This window comes from Aeromonas sp. R10-1 (assembly GCF_040908465.1).
Classification (GTDB): domain Bacteria; phylum Pseudomonadota; class Gammaproteobacteria; order Enterobacterales; family Aeromonadaceae; genus Aeromonas; species Aeromonas caviae.
Genome location: NZ_JBFODT010000017.1, coordinates 34,165 through 54,191, shown reverse-complemented (window position 1 = coordinate 54,191; position 20,027 = coordinate 34,165). Strand labels below are relative to the sequence as shown.

At 57.8% G+C, this 20,027-nt stretch carries 20 protein-coding genes; 18 read left to right on the top strand and 2 right to left on the bottom strand.

Annotation, left to right across the window (positions count from 1 at the left end; translation table 11 throughout):
- Positions 1 to 138: 138 nt before the first annotated feature.
- From nhaA to AB5Y93_RS06985, 4 genes are read left to right on the top strand one after another with little or no spacing between them, the layout of a single operon-like run.
- A complete protein-coding gene (nhaA, locus tag AB5Y93_RS07000; protein ID WP_049636461.1) occupies positions 139 to 1,329 on the top strand; it encodes a Na+/H+ antiporter NhaA in 1,191 nt (396 codons plus the stop codon).
- Positions 1,330 to 1,349: 20 nt separating this feature from the next.
- Complete coding sequence (locus AB5Y93_RS06995) at positions 1,350 to 1,730, top strand: hypothetical protein (protein WP_175429470.1); 381 nt, start codon at positions 1,350 to 1,352, stop codon at positions 1,728 to 1,730.
- A complete protein-coding gene (nhaR, locus tag AB5Y93_RS06990) occupies positions 1,717 to 2,649 on the top strand; it encodes a transcriptional activator NhaR (protein ID WP_010673095.1) in 933 nt (310 codons plus the stop codon). Before AB5Y93_RS06995 ends, nhaR begins: the two co-directional genes overlap by 14 nt.
- A gap of 48 nt (positions 2,650 to 2,697) precedes the next feature.
- Entirely contained in the window at positions 2,698 to 3,000 is a 303-nt protein-coding gene (locus tag AB5Y93_RS06985) for a metalloregulator ArsR/SmtB family transcription factor (protein WP_043153141.1), read from the top strand.
- Between the two features lie 48 nt (positions 3,001 to 3,048).
- Here AB5Y93_RS06985 and rpsT read toward each other — a convergent pair whose 3' ends face one another.
- Positions 3,049 to 3,312, bottom strand: a complete 264-nt coding sequence (rpsT, locus tag AB5Y93_RS06980) for a 30S ribosomal protein S20 (RefSeq protein ID WP_005308808.1) — start codon at positions 3,310 to 3,312, stop codon at positions 3,049 to 3,051.
- Between the two features lie 191 nt (positions 3,313 to 3,503).
- On the opposite strand from rpsT, the gene murJ reads away from it, so the two are divergent.
- From murJ to AB5Y93_RS06920, 12 genes are all read left to right on the top strand, one after another.
- The gene (murJ, locus tag AB5Y93_RS06975) at positions 3,504 to 5,066 is read left to right on the top strand and encodes a murein biosynthesis integral membrane protein MurJ (RefSeq protein ID WP_214005082.1); all 1,563 of its coding nucleotides are present in this window, start codon (positions 3,504 to 3,506) and stop codon (positions 5,064 to 5,066) included.
- Positions 5,067 to 5,276: 210 nt separating this feature from the next.
- Positions 5,277 to 6,251, top strand: a complete 975-nt coding sequence (gene ribF, locus AB5Y93_RS06970; RefSeq protein WP_010673098.1) for a bifunctional riboflavin kinase/FAD synthetase — start codon at positions 5,277 to 5,279, stop codon at positions 6,249 to 6,251.
- A complete protein-coding gene (gene ileS, locus AB5Y93_RS06965; protein WP_368229058.1) occupies positions 6,251 to 9,112 on the top strand; it encodes an isoleucine--tRNA ligase in 2,862 nt (953 codons plus the stop codon). Before ribF ends, ileS begins: the two co-directional genes overlap by 1 nt.
- A complete protein-coding gene (gene lspA, locus AB5Y93_RS06960) occupies positions 9,112 to 9,615 on the top strand; it encodes a signal peptidase II (RefSeq protein WP_010673100.1) in 504 nt (167 codons plus the stop codon). The genes ileS and lspA overlap by 1 nt, the downstream gene beginning before the upstream one ends.
- Positions 9,612 to 10,064 (top strand): FKBP-type peptidyl-prolyl cis-trans isomerase, encoded by a 453-nt coding sequence (gene fkpB / locus AB5Y93_RS06955; RefSeq protein ID WP_041210958.1) that lies wholly within the window; start codon positions 9,612 to 9,614, stop codon positions 10,062 to 10,064. Before lspA ends, fkpB begins: the two co-directional genes overlap by 4 nt.
- Positions 10,064 to 10,999, top strand: coding sequence for a 4-hydroxy-3-methylbut-2-enyl diphosphate reductase (ispH, locus tag AB5Y93_RS06950; protein ID WP_368229056.1), 936 nt, complete (start codon positions 10,064 to 10,066; stop codon positions 10,997 to 10,999). Before fkpB ends, ispH begins: the two co-directional genes overlap by 1 nt.
- A 110-nt stretch (positions 11,000 to 11,109) precedes the next feature.
- Entirely contained in the window at positions 11,110 to 11,517 is a 408-nt protein-coding gene (gene tppA, locus AB5Y93_RS06945) for a type IVa pilus pseudopilin TppA (RefSeq protein WP_041210959.1), read from the top strand.
- A gap of 3 nt (positions 11,518 to 11,520) precedes the next feature.
- Positions 11,521 to 12,084: a type IV pilus modification protein PilV gene (gene pilV, locus AB5Y93_RS06940; RefSeq protein WP_042878837.1), complete on the top strand. Its 564-nt coding sequence runs from the start codon at positions 11,521 to 11,523 to the stop codon at positions 12,082 to 12,084.
- A complete protein-coding gene (locus tag AB5Y93_RS06935; RefSeq protein WP_201888053.1) occupies positions 12,081 to 13,082 on the top strand; it encodes a PilW family protein in 1,002 nt (333 codons plus the stop codon). Before pilV ends, AB5Y93_RS06935 begins: the two co-directional genes overlap by 4 nt.
- Positions 13,079 to 13,522, top strand: coding sequence for a type IVa pilus pseudopilin TppD (tppD, locus tag AB5Y93_RS06930; protein WP_049636457.1), 444 nt, complete (start codon positions 13,079 to 13,081; stop codon positions 13,520 to 13,522). The genes AB5Y93_RS06935 and tppD overlap by 4 nt, the downstream gene beginning before the upstream one ends.
- A 65-nt stretch (positions 13,523 to 13,587) precedes the next feature.
- Positions 13,588 to 17,109 (top strand): pilus assembly protein, encoded by a 3,522-nt coding sequence (locus AB5Y93_RS06925; RefSeq protein WP_234936650.1) that lies wholly within the window; start codon positions 13,588 to 13,590, stop codon positions 17,107 to 17,109.
- Positions 17,106 to 17,390, top strand: a complete 285-nt coding sequence (locus AB5Y93_RS06920) for a TapY2 family type IVa secretion system protein (protein ID WP_041210962.1) — start codon at positions 17,106 to 17,108, stop codon at positions 17,388 to 17,390. The genes AB5Y93_RS06925 and AB5Y93_RS06920 overlap by 4 nt, the downstream gene beginning before the upstream one ends.
- A 13-nt stretch (positions 17,391 to 17,403) precedes the next feature.
- Here AB5Y93_RS06920 and AB5Y93_RS06915 read toward each other — a convergent pair whose 3' ends face one another.
- Complete coding sequence (locus AB5Y93_RS06915) at positions 17,404 to 17,907, bottom strand: GspH/FimT family pseudopilin (protein WP_368229054.1); 504 nt, start codon at positions 17,905 to 17,907, stop codon at positions 17,404 to 17,406.
- Positions 17,908 to 18,044: 137 nt separating this feature from the next.
- On the opposite strand from AB5Y93_RS06915, the gene AB5Y93_RS06910 reads away from it, so the two are divergent.
- Both AB5Y93_RS06910 and glnB read left to right on the top strand, forming a co-directional pair.
- On the top strand, positions 18,045 to 19,667 hold the full coding sequence (locus AB5Y93_RS06910; protein WP_368229052.1) for an NAD+ synthase: 1,623 nt from the start codon (positions 18,045 to 18,047) through the stop codon (positions 19,665 to 19,667).
- Positions 19,668 to 19,676: 9 nt separating this feature from the next.
- Entirely contained in the window at positions 19,677 to 20,015 is a 339-nt protein-coding gene (glnB, locus tag AB5Y93_RS06905) for a nitrogen regulatory protein P-II (RefSeq protein ID WP_005308848.1), read from the top strand.
- The last annotated feature ends 12 nt before the right edge of the window (positions 20,016 to 20,027 follow it).

The window sequence follows — 20,027 nt, the reverse complement described above, 5'->3', positions numbered from 1 at the left end:
GAGGGTAGTAACCGGCTTATAGCAGGCATTATCTGTTTTGCTTTCGGTTTTTTCGTTGTTATCAGCCATTAGAAACGATTTTTCATTGAGCTACTCGGGCCCTAGACTGAAAAAATGGAATCTTATGGGTAGTTAGATATGAGCGATGTATTCAAGCGTTTTCTCAAACTGGAGTCTGCTTCCGGGATCATTCTGATCCTGGCCGCCCTGCTTGCCATCGGCCTGGCCAATTCGGCACTGGCGCAACACTATCAGAGCTTCCTCAATACCGAGGTGCAGGTTCGCATCGCGGCGCTCGACATCAACAAGCCGCTGCTGCTCTGGATCAACGATGGCTTCATGGCGATCTTCTTCCTTCTGGTGGGTCTCGAGGTGAAGCGAGAGATGCTGGAGGGGGCGCTTTCCTCCCGGGTGCAGGCAACCTTCCCGGCCATTGCCGCCGTGGGTGGGATGTTGGCACCGGCCCTCATCTATAGCTTCTTCAACTACGGAGACGAGGCCACCCGTGCTGGCTGGGCGATTCCGGCCGCAACCGACATCGCCTTCGCTCTCGGGGTCATGGCGCTGCTGGGCAAGCGGGTACCGACCAGCCTCAAGGTCTTCTTGCTGGCGCTGGCCATCATGGACGATCTGGGGGTCATCATCATCATTGCCCTCTTCTACACCCAGCAACTGTCGCTGACTGCGCTGGCGATAGGTGTGGTGGCCACCCTGACCTTGCTCTGGATGAATCGCCGTGGTGAGGACAGGATTGGACTCTATATGCTAGTCGGCCTGGTGCTCTGGGTTGCCGTGCTCAAGTCCGGTGTCCATGCGACCCTGGCGGGGGTCATCGTGGGCTTCATGATCCCCCTCAACGGCAAGCGTTACGCATCGCCACTCAAGCATCTGGAGCATGTGCTGCACCCCTGGAGCGCCTTCCTGATCCTGCCGCTGTTCGCTTTCGCCAACGCCGGGGTATCGCTGGAGGGGGTCTACTTCTCGGCTCTGCTCAATCCGCTCCCCATGGGGATCATCCTGGGGCTCTTCGTCGGCAAGCCGCTCGGGATTTTCACCATCAGCTGGCTGGCAGTGAAATCAGGCATTGCCCAATTGCCGCAAGGAGTGAACTTCAGACAGATCTTTGCCGTCAGCATCCTGTGTGGCATCGGCTTCACCATGTCGATGTTTATCGCATCGCTGGCATTCGAGCATGGCGGACTGGACTACGGCAGCTACTCGCGCCTCGGGATCCTGGCAGGTTCCACACTCGCGGCCGTGATCGGTTACATCGCCCTGCGGATATCGCTGCCCAATCGGGAGGCGAATCAAAGTACGGAGGGGTTATGAGAAAACTAGGATGGTTAGTCATGCTGGCGAGCCCTGCACTCTGGGCAGATAGTCTGGCCGATTGTCAGCGGGATGCCACCTCGGCAAGTTGTTCTGCCTATCTCAACGGGGTGGTCGACAGCGCACTCATGCTGGGGGACTCTCAGGTAAAAGCCCGGTTCGGAGAGACCTTCGCCGAACGGGCACTGAGCAGTCGTGCCGGCGAGCGAGTCAAGCTGTCCAACAAGCGCTATTGCACCGAGCGAATGCCGGATGCCGGTCGTCTCAAGGCCCATCTGCAGGCACAGTTCGACGCGAACAAGGTTGACTCGATCAGCGACATGTATGACATTCTGGCGGTTGAACTCAGCTGCTACCGGAGCCCGCCTGGCGCGGGAACCCCATCGGATGTCACACCTTAACTACAACCATCTCTACTATTTTTGGATGACTCAGAAGAAGGGCTCCGTCACGCAGGCGGCGGAAGCCCTCTTTTTGACCCCACAGACCGTGACCGGTCAGATCAAACTGCTTGAGCAGCGTCTTGGCGGCAAGTTGCTGATCAGAAAGGGGCGCTCCCTTGAGGCCACCGAGCTTGGCCAACTGGTATTTCGCTATGCGGACAAGATGTTCAGCCTCTCCTACGAGATGCTGGATATCGTCAACTACCGCAAGGAGAGCCAGATCCTGTTCGACGTCGGCATTGCAGATGCACTCTCCAAGCGTCTTGCCAGCCGGGTACTGCTCTCCGTGATCCCCAATGATGGTTCCATTCACCTGCGCTGCTTCGAGTCGACCCATGAACTGCTCCTAGAGCAGTTGAGCGAGCACAAGCTCGACATGATCCTCTCTGATTGCCCGGTGGACTCCAGCCAGCATGCCGGGTTGCTGTCCAAGCGTCTGGGGGGATGCGGCGTCAGTTTCTTCTGCAAGGCGCCTCTGCCCTCCCAGCCTTTCCCTGCTTGCCTGGAAGAGCGCAAGCTGCTCATCCCGGGCCGTCGCACCGCCATGGGTCGTCAACTGACCCAGTGGTTCGAGCAGCAGGGGATTTCCCCCAGCATTCTGGGAGAATTCGACGATGCGGCACTGATGAAGGCGTTCGGCTTCTTCAACCAGGGCATCTTCATGGCTCCGACCATTTATCGGGAGGAGATCCTGGAGGGGGAGGAGGTGATGCTGCTGGGTGAAACCCAGGATCTGATGGAGGAGTATTACGTCATCTTTGCCGAGCGGATGATCCAGCATCCTGCGGTCAAGCGGGTATGCGAGAGTGATTTCTCCTTCCTCTTTGCGGGGCAGGAGGATTTCACGGCCATTCAGCCGGCAAGCCTCTCGTTTTAAATCGAGGGTGACGGCGCTATGATGCCTGTCTTGGAAGAGGAGGGTGAGATGCAATTGGAAGAGATGGAAGCGAATGCCGGGCGTGCCGTCACCCTGCTCAAGGCATTGGCCAATGAACGGCGGCTGTTTATCTTGTGCCAGTTGCTGGATAGGGAGCTGTCGGTCGGCGAGCTGAACGAGGTATTGGGATTGAGCCAGTCAGCCATGTCGCAGCATCTGGCGGTGTTGCGCCGGGATGAGCTGGTGGCGACGAGGAAGGAAGCCCAGACGGTCTATTATTCCCTGCGCAGCCATGAGGTGCGTGAGATGATCGGATTGTTGCACAAACTGTACTGTAGCGATCCCAAATAAAAAACCGGCACTAGGCCGGTTTTTTCAGCTTTCATCAGCGGATGCTGATTAAGCCATGGCTTTGATCTGGGCAGACAGGCGGCTCTTGTGACGAGCAGCTTTGTTCTTGTGGATCAGGCCTTTGGTCGCCATACGATCCATGATCGGCTGAGCAACAGCGAAAGCGGCAGTGGCAGCAGCCTTGTCACCAGAGGCGATGGCAGCGATCACTTTCTTCAGGTAGGTACGGGTCATGGAACGACGGCTGGCGTTGTGCTGACGACGTTTCTCTGACTGAAGAGCACGCTTCTTAGCAGATTTGATGTTAGCCAAGGTAAAACTCCTAAAACTGTCTTAGCGAGTGTATTGAAAAGGCCCGGAAATATGCCTTCCCAACCACATATTGTCAAATGATTTGTGCAAATAAACACCGCCCCCCGGTGGTGTGTCAGATGGGAGACGGTTAAACTGTCGGCCGATTCTAACAGCATTCTTTTCTTTCCGACAGTTCCAGAGGCCTCGTCTTGAGTAAGAAATTGATCAAATCCGGCATGATAGTGTCCGGAATGACGCTGGCATCCCGTGTGATGGGCTTGGTGCGCGATGTGGTCATCGCCAATTTGCTCGGTGCCGGGGTGGCCGCAGACGTCTTCTTCTTCGCCAATCGCATTCCCAACTTCTTGCGCCGGCTCTTTGCCGAAGGGGCATTCAACCAGGCCTTCGTGCCCGTGATGACGGAGTACAAGAAAAATGGTGACGAGCAGGCGGTTCGGGAGCTGTTGGCGGCGGTGGCGGGCACCCTGGGTGGCATCGTCACCGTGGTCACCCTGCTCGGGGTGCTGGGTTCCGGTGCCCTGACGGCTCTCTTTGGCTGGGGCTGGTTCTGGGATTGGCTGCATGGCGGACCGGCGGCGGAGAAGTTCGAGCTGGCCAGTCTGATGCTCAAGATCACCTTCCCCTACCTCTGGTTCATTACCTTCACCGCCATGGCGGGGGCCATTCTCAATACCTTTGGCCGTTTTGCCGTGTCCTCCTTCACGCCGGTATTCCTCAACATCACCATGATTGCGGCGGCCTGGTGGATCGCGCCCTTGATGGAGCGCCCCGAAATCTCCCTGGCGATCGGTGTCTTTCTCGGCGGTCTGGTCCAGTTTTTGTTCCAGTATCCTTTTCTGCGCCAGCTCAACATGCTGGTCTGGCCCAAGTGGGGTTGGCACCATCCCGGGGTGGTGAAGATCCGTACCCTGATGATCCCGGCCCTGTTCGGCGTGTCGGTCAGCCAGATCAACCTGCTGATCAACACCATGCTGGCGTCGTTCCTGGCTACCGGTGCCATCAGCTATCTCTATTACTCGGACAGGTTGCTGGAGTTTCCCCTTGGCCTCTTTGCGGTGGCCATCAGCACGGTGATCCTGCCTGCCCTGGCCAGAAAACACGTGGATGCGGATCCGGCGGATTTCTCTCGCACCATGGATTGGGGGGTGCGCATGGTGATGCTGCTCGGCTTGCCAGCCATGGTCGGTATCGCCGTGCTGCGCGAGCCCATACTGCGGGTGCTTTTCATGCGCGGTGAGTTCGGTCTGCACGAGGTGAGCATGTCGAGTGCCAGCCTGCTGGCCTCCACTACGGGGCTGCTCTCCTTGATGCTCATCAAGGTGCTGGCCCCCGGTTATTACGCCCGCCAGGATACCAGGACGCCGGTGCGTATCGGCATCATGGCCATGGTTGCCAACATGGTGTGCAACCTCATCTTCATCTATCCGCTCGGCTACGTCGGGCTGGCGCTGGCGACCGCCTGCTCCGGCACGCTGAACGCCGTACTGCTGTTCAAGGGGCTCTATCAGCAGGATGTCTATCGCCCTTCCCGCAACACCGGGCTGTTCTGCCTCAAGCTCTTGGCGGCAACGGTCTTGATGGGGGGGCTTCTGGCCTATCTGTCACCGGATCTCGCCCAATGGGGTGCCTGGAGCATGGGCAAGGCCAGCCTGGAGTTGACACTGCTGCTCTGCCTGGGCGGAGCGTTGTATGGCATTGTCCTCTTGGCATTGGGGATCCGGCCACGGCACCTGAGAGCCGGTCAGCAATAAGGAGTCAGCTGCAAGGGAGGGGGACAGTACAGGGGAGATGGGGGAGCGGTCTCAGGGGCTGTCGGGTTGGCCCGCCAACGAGGTGCGATGCTCCTGGCCGAGTCCGAGAAGCGGGCGGGATGGCTAAATCGGGTCAACGGCAGGGCTGACCCTGCCTGCTGCCTGATATATAATCCGCCGATTTCCATGGCAGCAACGCACAAGGCACTGATGGAGCTTATTCGCGGCATTCACAATATCAAGCCCCGTCACCGGGGCTGTGTATTGACCATAGGCAACTTCGATGGGGTTCATCAGGGGCACCATGCGGTGTTGGCCCGTTTGCAGGAGAAGGCCGCCCAACTTGGCCTGCCGGCCTGCGTCATGTTGTTCGAACCCCAGCCGCTGGAGCTGTTTGCGGGCAGTGCCGCGCCCGCCCGCCTCAGCCGTTGGCGGGAGAAGTACGAAGCCCTCAAGGGAATGCAGATCGATCGCATGCTCTGCGTGCGTTTCACCCATCGTTTTGCCGAGCAGGCGGCCAGCACCTTCATCGAGCAACTGCTGGTGGAGAAACTCGGCGTGCACTATCTGGTGGTCGGCGACGACTTTCGCTTCGGCAAGGGGCGGGAAGGGGACTTCCACCTGCTGGAGGAGGCCGGTCGGCGCTTCGGGTTCGAGGTGATCAGCACCCAGAGTTTCCAGCTTTCCCGCCAGCGGGTCAGCAGCACCCTGGTGCGCGAGGCCCTCAAAGCGGGCCGCATGGCGGAGGTGGAGCTGATGCTCGGTCGCCCCTATGCCATCAGCGGCCGGGTGGCCCATGGCGACAAGCTGGGGCGCACCATAGGTTTTCCCACCGCGAATCTGGCCCTCAAACGCCAGGTTGTCCCGGTCGGTGGCGTGTTTGCGGTGGAAGTGATATGTTCCGGCAAGACTTTCCCCGGTGTCGCCAATGTGGGTGTACGTCCGACCTTGAGCGGTACACAAGCCAGATTGGAAGTACATCTATTTGATTTTTCTGGTGATCTATATGGTCAGCAGGTCAAGGTGCTGCTTCGCCACAAGCTGCGCGAAGAGCAGAAATTTGACTCTTTCACCGCCTTGAAAGAGCAGATCGAACGAGATGCCCTGGCGGCCCGAGCCTGGTTCGGGCTGCCACAATTTCATTTACCCAGCACTCTTTTAGAAAAGAAGGGAACCCAGGACTGATGAGCGACTATAAACACACCCTGAATCTGCCGGAAACCGAGTTTCCGATGCGTGGCGATCTGGCCAAACGCGAACCCAACATGTTGAAACGTTGGTACGATCAGGATCTTTACGGCGCCATTCGCCGCGCCAAAGCGGGTAAGCCTTCTTTCATTCTGCACGATGGCCCCCCCTATGCGAACGGCAGCATTCACATCGGTCACTCGGTCAACAAGATCCTCAAAGACATCATCATCAAGTCCAAGGGCCTCTCTGGCTTCGATTCCCCCTATGTGCCGGGCTGGGATTGCCACGGTCTGCCCATCGAGCTGAAAGTGGAAGGCATGGTCGGCAAGCCGGGCGAGAAGGTTTCCGCCGCCGAGTTCCGAGCCGAGTGCCGCAAATACGCCAAAACCCAGATCGAAGCGCAGAAGACCGACTTCATCCGTCTGGGCGTGCTGGGTGACTGGGAACACCCCTACCTGACCATGGATTTTGGGACCGAAGCCAACATCATCCGCTCCATGGCCAAGATCGTTGCAAACGGCCACCTGCACAAAGGCTCCAAGCCGGTGCACTGGTGTACCGATTGCGGCTCCGCGCTGGCTGAAGCGGAAGTGGAGTACTACGACAAGAACTCCCCCTCCATCGACGTGCGCTTCAAGGCCGTCGACGAGGCTGCCGTTGCCGCCAAGTTTGATTGCGCCGAAGGCCACACCGGCAAGGGCGCGCTCTCTGCCGTGATCTGGACCACTACCCCGTGGACCCTGCCGGCCAACCGCGCCATCGCCATGCATGCCGATCTCGACTACGCACTGGTGCAGGTTGAAGGGGAGCATCCCGAGCGTCTGATCCTGGCCGCCGAGCTGGTGAAGGATGTGATGGATCGCGCCGGCATCGAGCACTTCCACAACTTGGGCTACGCCAAGGGTGCCGCACTCGAGCTGCTGCGCTTCAACCACCCCTTCTACAGCTTCGACGTGCCTGTGGTGCTGGGTGACCACGTCACTCTGGACGCCGGTACCGGCGCGGTGCACACCGCCCCTGGCCACGGTCAGGAAGACTTCGTGGTCGGTCAGAAGTACGGTCTGGAAGTGGCCAATCCGGTTGGCAGCAACGGCGTCTATCTGCCGGATACCGAACTGTTTGCCGGCCAGCACGTGTTCAAGGCCAATGCGGCCGTGGTCGAGGTGCTGACGGAGCGCGGCGCCCTGCTGCATCACAAGGTATTCAACCACTCCTACCCGCATTGCTGGCGTCACAAGACCCCGATCATCTTCCGTGCAACCCCGCAGTGGTTCATCAGCATGGAGCAGAAGGGTCTTCGGCAGCGTGCCCTGGAAGAGATCGAGCGTATCGAGAAAGAGGGCATCGCCGAACACGGCCAGAGCGGCTGGGTCCCGGCCTGGGGCAAGAATCGCATCCAGGCGATGGTCGAGAACCGTCCTGACTGGTGCATCTCCCGTCAGCGTACCTGGGGCGTGCCCATCTCCCTGTTCGTTCACAAGGATACCCAGGCGCTGCACCCGGAGTCCGTGCGCCTGATGGAAGAGGTGGCCAAGCGGGTCGAGCAGTCCGGCATCCAGGCCTGGTGGGATCTGGACAAGGCCGAGCTGCTGGGCGCGGACGCCGACAACTACGAGAAGGTGCCCGACACCCTGGACGTCTGGTTTGACTCCGGTTCTACCCACGCCTCCGTGGTCGACGCCCGTCCCGAGTTCAACGGCAAGCCGGCCGACATGTATCTGGAAGGCTCTGACCAGCACCGTGGCTGGTTCATGTCCTCCCTGATGATCGGCGTCGCCATGAAGGACAAGGCACCCTACAACCAGGTGCTGACTCACGGCTTCACCGTGGACGGTCAGGGCCGCAAGATGTCCAAGTCCATCGGCAACGTGGTCAGCCCCCAAGATGTGATGAACAAGCTGGGTGCCGACATCCTGCGTCTGTGGGTAGCGAGCACTGACTACACCGGTGAGATGACCGTCTCCGACGAGATCCTCAAGCGCTCTGCCGACGCCTATCGCCGCATCCGCAACACTGCCCGTTTCCTCTTGGCCAACCTGAACGGCTTCAATCCGGCGACCGACATGGTGGCGCCTGCCGACATGGTGGTGGTGGATCGCTGGGCCGTGGGTCGTGCCAAGGCGGTACAGGCCGAGATCATGGCGGCGTTCGACGAGTACAACTTCCACGGTGTGACCCAGAAGCTGATGCAGTTCTGCTCCATCGAGATGGGTTCCTTCTATCTGGACGTCATCAAGGACCGTCAGTACACCGCCAAGGCTGACAGCCTGGCCCGTCGCTCCTGCCAGACCGCCCTCTATCACATCGCAGAGGCCATGGTGCGCTGGATGGCGCCGATCATGAGCTTCACCGCCGACGAGATCTGGGCGCTGCTGCCGGGTGAGCGCGGTGAGTTCGTGTTCACCGAGGAGTGGTACGACGGCCTGTTCGGGCTGGAAGCGGGCGAAGTGCTGAACGACGAGTTCTGGGCCGAGATCCTCACCGTGCGCGGTGAAGTGAACAAGGCGCTGGAAGTGGCCCGTGGCGAGAAGCGCATCGGCGGTTCTCTGCAGGCCGAGCTGACTCTGTTCGCCAAGCCTGAGCTGGCCGCGCGTCTGAATGCCCTGGCCGATGAGCTGCGCTTCGTGCTGCTCACCTCCAAGGCCAGGGTGGTCAGCGTCGATGCCGCACCGGCAGAGGCCGTGGCGACCGAGCGCGATGACCTGTGGCTCTGCGTGGCCCAGTCTGCCGCCGCCAAGTGCGACCGCTGCTGGCACCATGTGGAAGACGTGGGCACCATTGCGGGTCACGAAGAGATCTGTGGCCGCTGCGTCACCAACGTCGAGGGTGACGGCGAAACGCGTCAATTTGCCTGATGAACATGACTCAACATAAAAGCGGCCTGCGTTGGCTGTGGCTGGCAGTGCTGGCCTTTGTTCTGGACCAGGCGAGCAAGCTCGCCGTGGTCAAACTGCTGCCATTTGGCTACCCGGGGGTGGAGATCACCCCCTTCTTCAACCTGGTCCATGTCTACAACAAGGGCGCGGCTTTCAGCTTCCTGGCGGATCAGGGAGGCTGGCAGCGCTGGTTCTTCGCCGTGCTGGCGTTCGCCATCTGTGGCCTGCTGATCCACTGGCTGCGCAAGCAGTCGGTCACCCAGCGCTGGAGCGGTATCGCCTACAGCCTGATCATCGGCGGGGCGCTCGGCAACGTGTTTGACCGGCTGGTGCTGGGCCATGTGGTCGACTTCCTCGACTTCTATTGGCAGCGCGCCCATTGGCCGGCGTTCAACCTGGCGGACAGCTTCATCTTCATCGGTGCCGCCATGATCGTGCTGGACGGCTTCCGTGGTGAGAAAAAACAGGACGCGACCTCATGAGCCAGCTGATTGCTGCGGACAGCAGCGTGCTGTTCCATTTCTCTATCAAACTGGAAGATGGCTCGGTGGCCGACAGCACGGCGCTGCACGGCAAGCCTGCCCGTCTGCGGATGGGAGACGGCAGCTTGACGCCGAGCTTCGAGCAATGCCTGCTGGGGCTGCGCGAAGGGGAGAGCAAGAGCTTTACCCTGGCGCCGGAAGAGGCGTTCGGCCTTTCCAATCCTGACAACATCTACCATCTCGATCGCGCCAAATTCGGTAACGAAGTTGAGCCCAAGGTGGGTACCATCATTCTGTTTGACCAGCCCAACGGCAGCGAACTGCCCGGGATCATCCGGGCGGTGGAAGGGATGTCGGTTACGGTCGATTTCAACCACCCCCTGGCCGGTCACACCGTCACCTTCGAGGTGGAGATCCTGGGAGTTGATGACGAGGAGAAGGTTCACTGATGGATATTCTGCTGGCTAACCCCCGTGGCTTCTGTGCCGGTGTCGACCGGGCCATCAGCATCGTCGAGAGCGCGCTGGAGAAGTTCGGTGCCCCCATCTATGTCCGTCACGAGGTGGTGCACAACCGCTACGTGGTGAACAAGCTCAAGGAGGCGGGTGCCGTTTTCGTCGAAGAGCTGGACGAGGTGCCGGATGACAGCATCGTCATCTTCTCCGCTCACGGTGTCGCCAAGGTCGTGCGCGAGATGGCCAAATCCCGCGCCCTCAAGGTGTTCGATGCCACCTGTCCGCTGGTGACCAAGGTGCACATGGAAGTCCATCGCGCCAGTCGCAAAGGCTCCGAAGCCGTGCTCATCGGCCATGCCGGCCACCCCGAGGTGATCGGCACCATGGGACAGTACGAGAACAGTGAGGGGGGCATGTATCTGGTGGAGACACCGGAAGACGTGGCCAGGCTCAAGGTGAAGAACCCGGATGACCTCTGCTTCGTTACCCAGACGACACTCAGCGTGGACGAGACCTCGGATGTCATCGATGCCTTGCGTGCGCACTTCCCCAAGATCCAGGGGCCGCGCAAGGATGACATCTGCTACGCCACCCAGAACCGCCAGGATGCGGTGCGGGAGATGGCCGGGCTGGTGGATGCCATGCTGGTGGTGGGATCGCGCAACTCTTCCAACTCCAACCGACTGCGGGAGCTGGCCGAGAAGGTGGGCGCCAAGGCCTACCTCATCGACGACGCCTCCATGATTGAGCCGCAATGGCTGTACGGAGTTGCCCGTATCGGGGTCACGGCGGGTGCGTCAGCCCCCGATGTGCTTGTTCAGAATGTCATTGCCCGTCTGCGCGAGCTGGGAGGCAAGATAGTGACCGAGCATCCTGGCCGGGAAGAGAATGTGGTGTTTGAAGTGCCGCCCGAGCTTAGAATTATTTAAATGTGGCCAGGATGGCCTGAGAATAAAGAGTTATGTTCCTGATGCCGGATTTGTCGTTGCGACCTATCCGGCATTAGACTATATGAACCGCCAGTCACCAAGGATGGGATATGATTGGGTTCTATCGAGGCTTTTCTCTCATTGAATTGATGATTGTCGTCGCAATCGTGGCGATTCTTGGCACTATTGCCTATCCCTCCTATCAGCGTTACCTGCTGTCCAGCCACCGAATTGATGCCAAAAAAATGCTGTTGGACGCCGCCAACAGACAAGAAACCTATTTTATGGATTTCAATCGGTATACCTCATCCGCAGCCGACTTGAATATCCCGGAGAACTCCGAATCCGGCTTCTATCACCTGGTCATCTCGGCCGGGGTCAATACATACATCCTGTTTGCCACGGCCTCTGGTGCACAGGGGTCAGACAGCGACTGCATCATTTTCTCCATCGACCAGGATGGTACCCGGAGTGCCACGCGGCTCGGGGATACTGTCAACAATGCTTGCTGGGACTAGGCGATGAAACCACTGCGTCATCGACACATAAGGGGATTCAGCCTGCTGGAGGTGCTGATTGCGGCCGTGGTGCTCTCCTTCGGCTTGCTGGGATTGGTTGCCATGCAGGTCACCGCCAAGTTTTCCAGCTACGAAGCGCGTCAGCGCACCATCGCCAACTGGCTAGCCAATGATCTGGTGGAACGCGCCAGGATCAACAAAGACAGCTGGGCTGGTCAGGGAACGACAGTGGTATCCGGCAACGCGATCCTGGATATGCCGAGCTGTGCCAACAACAATGGCACCATGTCGGATTGCAGCAGGACTGAGCGGCAGGCACTGGACCTCTTCTACTGGCAGCAGTCTCTGCTGGGAACCGCGGTATCCGGTGCCGCGTCACCTCTGCAATCTCCGGTCGGCTGCGTGATTCGTGGCGCCAACAACAGTTTGACCATAGGGATTTTCTGGCAGGGGCGGGAGTCTCTGTCCGATGGTGCCGTTGCAGTGGCCGCGGTGCGCAACAGTTGTGGGCTGGGCAATGCAGCAGACAGACAGAGGCGTCAGTTCGTACTGACGACCACACTATGAATGCCCGCGGCTTCACCCTGATTGAATGGTTGATTGCCATGTTGATCGGCGTATTTCTGGTCGGTGGCGGCTTGAGCATCTTCGTGGCTTCCCGTGCCACAACGGAGGATGCTTTCGATCAGAGCGAGTTGCAGGAGAACGGTCGTATCGCGATGCGCCTGGTTACACAGGACCTGAAATGGGCAGGCTTTTGGGGGGACTACACCGGTTCCCCCATGGCAGCGGGGCAAGGCGTGACTCTCAGCAGCGGGTCTGCGGTGCTTTCGGCGAACGATTGTCTGGACAATTTGGGGCGTGGCAGCTTGCCGCCCAGTGTGGGAACAAATCGGGGTGTCTGGGTCGCTCGGGTGGACAACAACAGGGCGATCAACGGGGGGGCTTTTGCCTGTATTCCCGTGACGTCACGTATTGCCAATACGGATGTCATCAGCATCAAGCGATTGATTGGGCAGCCCCTGGCCGATGCCGCAGCTACTGGCAATCGCTTCTATCTTGCTACTACGACGCAAGCGGCATTGATGTTCAAAGGGGGAGAAACAGTGCCCACGTTGACAAATATGCCGGCTCGTCAGCTCTGGGAATACCAGCACTTTATCTATTATCTCGCTCCCAATGCCGCAGGCAACCCGGAGCTGAGAAAGCGTTACCTGACTGCCAATGGGGGCTCGGTTCTGATCGGAGGCCCCATGGCGGAAGGGATTGAGCGCATGACGGTGCTGTTTGGTGTTGACGACACTTCTGTTGCCGATGGGGTCATTGATCGCTATGTCGCATCTACAAACGTGACCGAGCAGGAATGGAGCGAAGGGCGTGTCGTTGCTGCCCGTGTCTTTATTCTGGTGCGGTCGTCGCAAGCATCCAGCAGCTATGTGAACAACAACATCTATCAGGTAGGCAGTACCAGCGTATCAGGCAATGGGGATGGATTTCGTCGTTTGCTGCTGGAGAGCAGCGTGTCGCTGCGCAACCCGGTGGTCATGACTGGAGGTGGTTCATGAGGTCTCAGCATGGCGTAGCCCTGATCGTCGCTCTGATCATCCTGGTACCTCTGACGCTGATCGCCGTGGTGGTGATGCAGTCCTCCGGGCAGGATCTCAAGATGGCAGGCTCTGCGGCCAATTTCAGGCAGGCAGAACACAGACTGGAAGGCATCATCGAAGCGGCGGTACAGAGCAATAACATATCGACGGTGATTGCAGGCATGGGGTCTGCGCTGGGGGCGAGTGCTGCCATCAGTGTCAATAGCAGCAATAATTCAGCCAGTGTGGCCCTCACCAATCGCACAGAAACCGTCTGCAAACGCAAGGTGGATGCCAGCAGCAGCAATGTGATTCCTGTATGCAAATATGTCGAGCTACAGGCCGGTGTCAATTATGGAAAATATTCTCGCCCGCTGACCTGGACTGCGGGTGTGGAACAGCCACTGCTCACAAAATAGGAGCGAAGGATATGTGGTTACAACGATTCGGTTCAATTTTATGCTGGTGCAGTCTTGTTTTTGGCATGACGTCAACACGAGCCGATGACACCGAGCTTTTTATATACGACTTTAATAAGGCCGGTGATTTCAGACCTAAAGTGCTGTTGATATTTGATAACTCCGGCAGTATGGCTGACACCATGGAACAGATAAAGGAAGCTTATAATCCAGCGACTGTCTATCCAGCCTTGAGCAATGATCCCGATACAAGCAATACTAAACGATATATCTATTTTTCAACCGATGGGAGCATTCCCGCTATTAATAGCAACAAGCGTTTCTCCGACAAACTGAACGCTTGTGCCACCTCCAAGGGACCTCTTGCAAGTATCGGTTATTTTCAGTCGCAAGTCTGGACTTATGAAGTGACAAGTGGCAACCCTCCAGGGAGAGGGAGGGGAAGCTGGTATTCAATTAGTGGTTATCAGGAAAACAACATCGACTTGGTCGATTGCAAGCAGGATGTGACCGCAAATAACCCTGCCAACCCATACACAGGTACCTGGAGTGTTGGCACCGGGTATCCGGTCAATAAAACCAGCAATAATCAAGGCTCATGGTTTTATACAGCGGCAACAAGAGACTCTGTTAATGCCAGCAATACGGCCGTGGTGCTTTATTCTGCCAACTATATCAGGTGGTATTACGGGCCTACGGGTTATTCTATAGAATCCCGGCTGCGTATTGCCAAAGATGCAGTCAAAGGATTGATATCATCTGCCCCCGGGGTTGATTTTGGACTGGCTATTTTCAACAGGAATGACAGTGGCAGTACCAATGGCGGCAGAGTTGTCCGGGATATTCTGGGTAGCGAGATCACGTTGTCGAATGGCAAGACCGGAGAACAAGACCTGCTCGACAGGGTCGAAGGACTGACTGCCAGTACCAACACACCATTATGCGAGACGTTGAGTGAGGCGTATCGATTCTTTGGGGGACGAAGCGTTGTTTATGGCTTGCAAGGAGGCACGAGAGACACGACCGCCGAAAGCCCGGCTGGTACCTATCAAGCACCCTATGACAACTGCTCAAACAACGGCTACGTCATATACATCACCGATGGGGAGCCGACTCAGGACGGGGATGCAAATACCTTTGTCCAGGGATTGATAAATACATTGTCCAGCGATGAAAAAGCAGCTTATGGCACTACCGTTTCTTATGGTTCGGGGAACAGGTCCAGCAGTTATCTGGCCGCATTGGCGGGCTATATGAAACACAAGGATGTGAATGCAGTTTCTCCTGGTACCCAGACAGTCACGACCTTTACCGTCGGGTTTGGTGACGAGGCGATCAGCGGGGCCGGTAATTTGCTTGCTGAAACCGCCCGTCGTGGTGGCGGTGTTTATTATCCGGCAACCAACGCCTCTGCCCTGAGTGATGCGTTGAAGGCGTCGCTGCTGGCGATCCTGCGTATCAATACCTCGTTGGTGTCCCCCGCTATTGCCAGCAACAACTTTGACCGGACTCGCAGTCTCAACAACATCTATTACGCCATGTTTGAGCCGGATGATGGTCCCAGATGGCGGGGCAATCTGAAAAAACTGATTTTTTCTCCTGACGGTTATGTGGCTGACAGCCGGGGACTGCCTGCTATCAAGTTTGATGGCACCATCATCGACAGTGCCCAGACGTTCTGGTCATCCGGCCGTGACGGCAACGTTGTGGCTGAAGGTGGGGCGCAAGAGATGTTGGCGGGGAAAAGCAATCGCAGTCTCTATGTCATCAACAATGCCCAGAACCGTCTCGATCAGCTGACCAAGGCCAATCTGGTGACGCAGGCTGGCAGTGAAGCCGCGCTCATGACCTTCATGCAGGCAGTTACGACGACTGAACTCGATTCCCTGATCAACTGGACCAAGGGATTGGATGTCGACGATGAGGACTTTGATACATCAACCCTGATCCGCGCCCATATCATGGGTGACCCCCTGCACTCACGTCCCCTGGTGCTGAACTATGGCCCGCAATCCGGTAACCCGACGGATGCGCCGGACTTGCGTATCCTGTTTGGGACCAATGCCGGTTTCCTGCATATGTTCAAGGACATGGGGAGCACCATAGACGAAAGCTGGGCGGCGATACCTTATGAGTTCATGGCCAATCAGAAGGCGCTGCGTCTCAATGCGGAATCAGCCGAACATATCTACGGTGTTGACTCTTCTCCGGTTGCCCTTATCAAGGATGCCAATCGCAACGGGGTGCTGAAATCCTCCGAGAGCGATTTTGTTTGGGTATTCACCGGCTTGAGGAGCGGCGGCAAAGCCTATTATGCATTCAACGTTTCCAGCCCGGATACGCCGACACTGAAGTGGCGTCTGAACAGTCTGACGACTGGTTTTGGTGAGCTGGGGCTGACCTGGTCGGTGCCGGAAGTCGCGTTTGTGCCAGGAGTCAGTGATCCCGTGCTCATCTTTGCTGGCGGTTATGACGTGAACAAGAGCGTGCTGGGATTGGGAACCAGTGACAGCATGGGGAGAGGTATCTACATCGTCAATGCCGATACTGGGGCGCTGATATTCAGTGCGACCCCTGCTGCGACTTCAACCAGCAACCTCAGGGTCACGGAGATGACCGACAGCATGCCCGGATCGGTAGCTACGCTTGACAGCGATGGTGATGGCAAAGTCGATCGCATCTATGTGGGTGATACGGGGGGCAATATCTGGCGCATGGATCTCCCTGGCACCAACAAATCTGACTGGCGCGTCTTCAAATTTGCCAGCCTGGGGTCGGATGTCACTCAAGCCGATGATCGCCGTTTCTTCACCCAGCCTATCGTGGTGCGTACCATCAACAAGCAGGTCACCCGCACCGTTGTGGGAGAGAATGTGGTCTACTCCTATCAGGACCGTCCCTTTGATGCCGTGCTGATTGGGAGTGGAGACCGCAATCGCCCCTCATCGGAAGCGACCGTCCGCAATGGCTATTTCATGTTGCGTGATTATGATGTCGTGCCGCGTGCCGCCAATGCGCAGGCGAGAAGCCCCATCTTGATTACTGATCTTTATGATGTGACCTCTGATCCTTTGTCTGCCCAGACAAACACGGATGGAATATTGGCGACCAAGGCGGGAATTACCACTGCTAAAGGGTGGGTCAATTGGTTGAACGAACCGGGTGAGAAATCCATGGGGGCCGGGGTCGTACTTCAGGGCAAGCTTTACTTCACCTCGTTCCTGCCGCAAGTGCAGTCGTTCCAGCAATGCACCATTCAATCCATCGGGGCTGCACGCCAATACATGGTAGACATGCATTATGGCAGTTCCTTCCGTTATGTGGTTGATCTTGAAGGCAACCAGACACCTGAGCGTTATGTCGAAGTACAGAACAAGGTTGCCGACGATTTGGTGGTGCATGCAGGAGACGATGCCAAGATCCGCATTATTGGAGGCGGTGTCGGGGAAGAGGTCATCCTGAAAGATGAAGGGGATGGTGAGCCTGAGCGTTGTACCGGAGCGGGAGAGTGCAACCAGGGGGCAGAGGAGGCTGAGATGGATATGTCGCCCAAGAAAATTTACCTCTACGAAGGAGAGGCACAATGAAAACACGCAGCGGGGTGTTGGGTTTGTGCCTCTTGTTATCCGGGTCCGTCTTGGCAGATGACATAAAATGTTATGTCGAGCTGGTTAACGGCCAGAAGGTTGTCCTGCACGGTACTGTGGCAGACAACACGCCAAAGGCGGTGCAGGATAAATTCAAACAAAGAGGATACGAGGTGGATGGTGCGGTACAGCCTGTGAAGAAAATCCTGGAATGTCGCACTGCGGAGGAAAATTTCCAGTCAAAAGAGGGTCAGCAACAGGATGCCCGTCAACTGCGATAGCGAAGAACTTCATTCAGAGGCAGATATTTGCCTGGGTAGATTGGGTGGTGCGGCCGGAGGGAGAGATGACCAGATTTATCTGGGCATTTCCCGAACGACACAGCGTGATGGTGGCATTGGTACCCAGGCTGGTGCCATCAGGGCTGAAGGTAGTGGAAGTTCGATTGTTTGCAGCAGTCAGCGAGTCAGATAGCTGAGGGCTTCTTGCCAGGAGCTGCTCACCGTTATTGAAAATGTCATTGCCATTACCGTCGACGAACACGAGGAATTGGGTCGGATTGGCGGTGACACAATTGTCACTGGCATTGGCAAGGCACACAGTGACAGATTGCTGGTTGTCGATGGCTTGGCTGCGAGCAAAACGCAGATATTTCAAGAGTGTGCGAGATTCAAATTTCAAGGCATTCTCATTGAGCAGGCTCGACATGGCCGGTGCACCAATACCAAGCAAGATGACCCCCAGACTGACGGCGATCATCAGTTCCAGCAGGGTGAATCCTTTCTCGTCCTTGATCATGGCAGTATCTCCCTCGATTAGTTACATCTTATCTCCAGACAGCCAGAACACCAGCGCAAAGCCCAAGTGTTGAGCTGGCACAGCCAGCGCCTTTTCTTTATCATTCCCCATCATTTTCGAATTCAAGATGCATCGCCATGGCAAAAGCCCTCTCTCTGATGCTTGCCCAGTTAAATCTGACGGTAGGCGCCATCGAAGATAACTGTGACAAGGTACTGGCGGCAGCAGCCCTAGCCGATCAGCAAGGGGCCGATCTGCTGGTTTGCTCCGAGCTGGCCCTGACAGGATACCCGCCTGAGGATCTGCTGTTGCGCGCCGACCTGATGATCCGGGTCGAGGCTGCGCTGTCCCGCATCGCGGCATGGCAGGGACAATGTGCCATTCTGGTGGGCCATCCCTGGCGCGAAGAGGGGGCGCTTTACAATACGGCGTCTCTCTACGAGCGCGGTCAACTGCGGGCACGTTATTTCAAACAGGACTTGCCCAACTACGGGGTGTTCGACGAGAAGCGCTACTTCACTGCGGCGGCCGATACCTGTGTGGTGCCGTTCCGTGGCCATCAGCTGGGTTTGCTCATCTGCGAAGATCTCTGGCAGCCGGGTCCGGCGCTGGCCGCCAAGGCGGCGGGGGCCGAGCTGCTGCTCACCATCAATGCCTCTCCTTATGATCAGGAAAAACCCTGGATCCGCCGCGAGCTGATGGCGGAACGCTGCGATCAGACCGGCCTGCCGCTCATCTACCTCAATCAGGTATGCGGCCAGGACGAGCTGATCTTCGACGGCTGCTCCAAAGTGTTCAACAGCCAGGGCGAGCTGACCCACAAGCTTGCTCCATTTGCCGAAGAGCTGGCGCTGGTGCGCTTTGCCGATGGTCAGCCGGTGAAGGAGCGGGAACCCGCCGCACCGCTGGAGCCGTTGGCCGAGACCTATCAGGCCCTGGTGCTGGCGGTGCGCGACTATGTCACCAAGAACGGTTTTCAGGGCGCCGTGCTGGGCCTCTCCGGTGGTATCGACTCGGCGCTGACCCTGGCCATTGCGGCCGACGCCATCGGGGCGGACAAGGTGCAGGCGGTGATGATGCCGTTCCGCTACACCGCCCAGATGAGCGTGGAGGATGCCAAGGAGCAGGCCGAGCGGATGGGGGTGGAGTTCAACATCATCTCCATCGAACCCATGTTCGAAGGCTTCATGACGCAGCTGGCACCTCTGTTTGAAGGGACCGCCCGCGACACCACCGAAGAGAACCTGCAGGCCCGCTGCCGCGGTGTGCTCTTGATGGCGCTGTCCAACAAGCGCCGCCGTATCGTGCTGACCACTGGCAACAAGAGCGAGATGGCCGTGGGATACGCCACGCTGTATGGCGACATGGCGGGTGGCTTTGATGTGCTCAAGGACGTCCCCAAGACCCTGGTCTTCAAGCTGTGCGAATATCGCAACAGCGTGGAGTACGTGATCCCGCAGCGGGTCATCGATCGTCCCCCGTCGGCCGAACTGGCACCGGATCAGGTGGACCAGGACAGCCTGCCCCCCTATGGCATTCTGGATGCCATCCTCAAGCGCTACGTGGAAGAGGATGCGTCTGTCGCCGACATGGTGGCGGAAGGTTTCGAAGAGGCGGTGGTACGCAAGGTGATCCGCCTGGTGGATCTCAACGAATACAAGCGCCGTCAGGCCGCCGTCGGCCCCCGCATCACGGCTCGCAACTTTGGTAAGGACCGCCGTTACCCCATTACATCCGGGTTCGGCAAACAGAACTGGTAAGGAGTCACCATGAAGAAGATTGAAGCCATCATCAAACCGTTCAAACTGGACGATGTGCGCGAGGCCCTGGCCGAGATCGGCATCAACGGCATGACAGTGTCCGAGGTCAAGGGGTTCGGCCGCCAGAAGGGCCATACCGAGCTCTATCGTGGTGCCGAGTACATGGTCGACTTCCTGCCCAAGGTCAAGGTGGAGCTGGTGGTGCAGGACGAGGATCTGGATGCCTGCCTGGAAGCCATCCAGAACACAGCGCGTACCGGCAAGATCGGTGATGGCAAGATCTTCGTCTGCGAGGTGGAGCGCGTCATTCGTATTCGTACTGGTGAAGAGAACGAAGACGCGATCTGATGTGGTGGATGT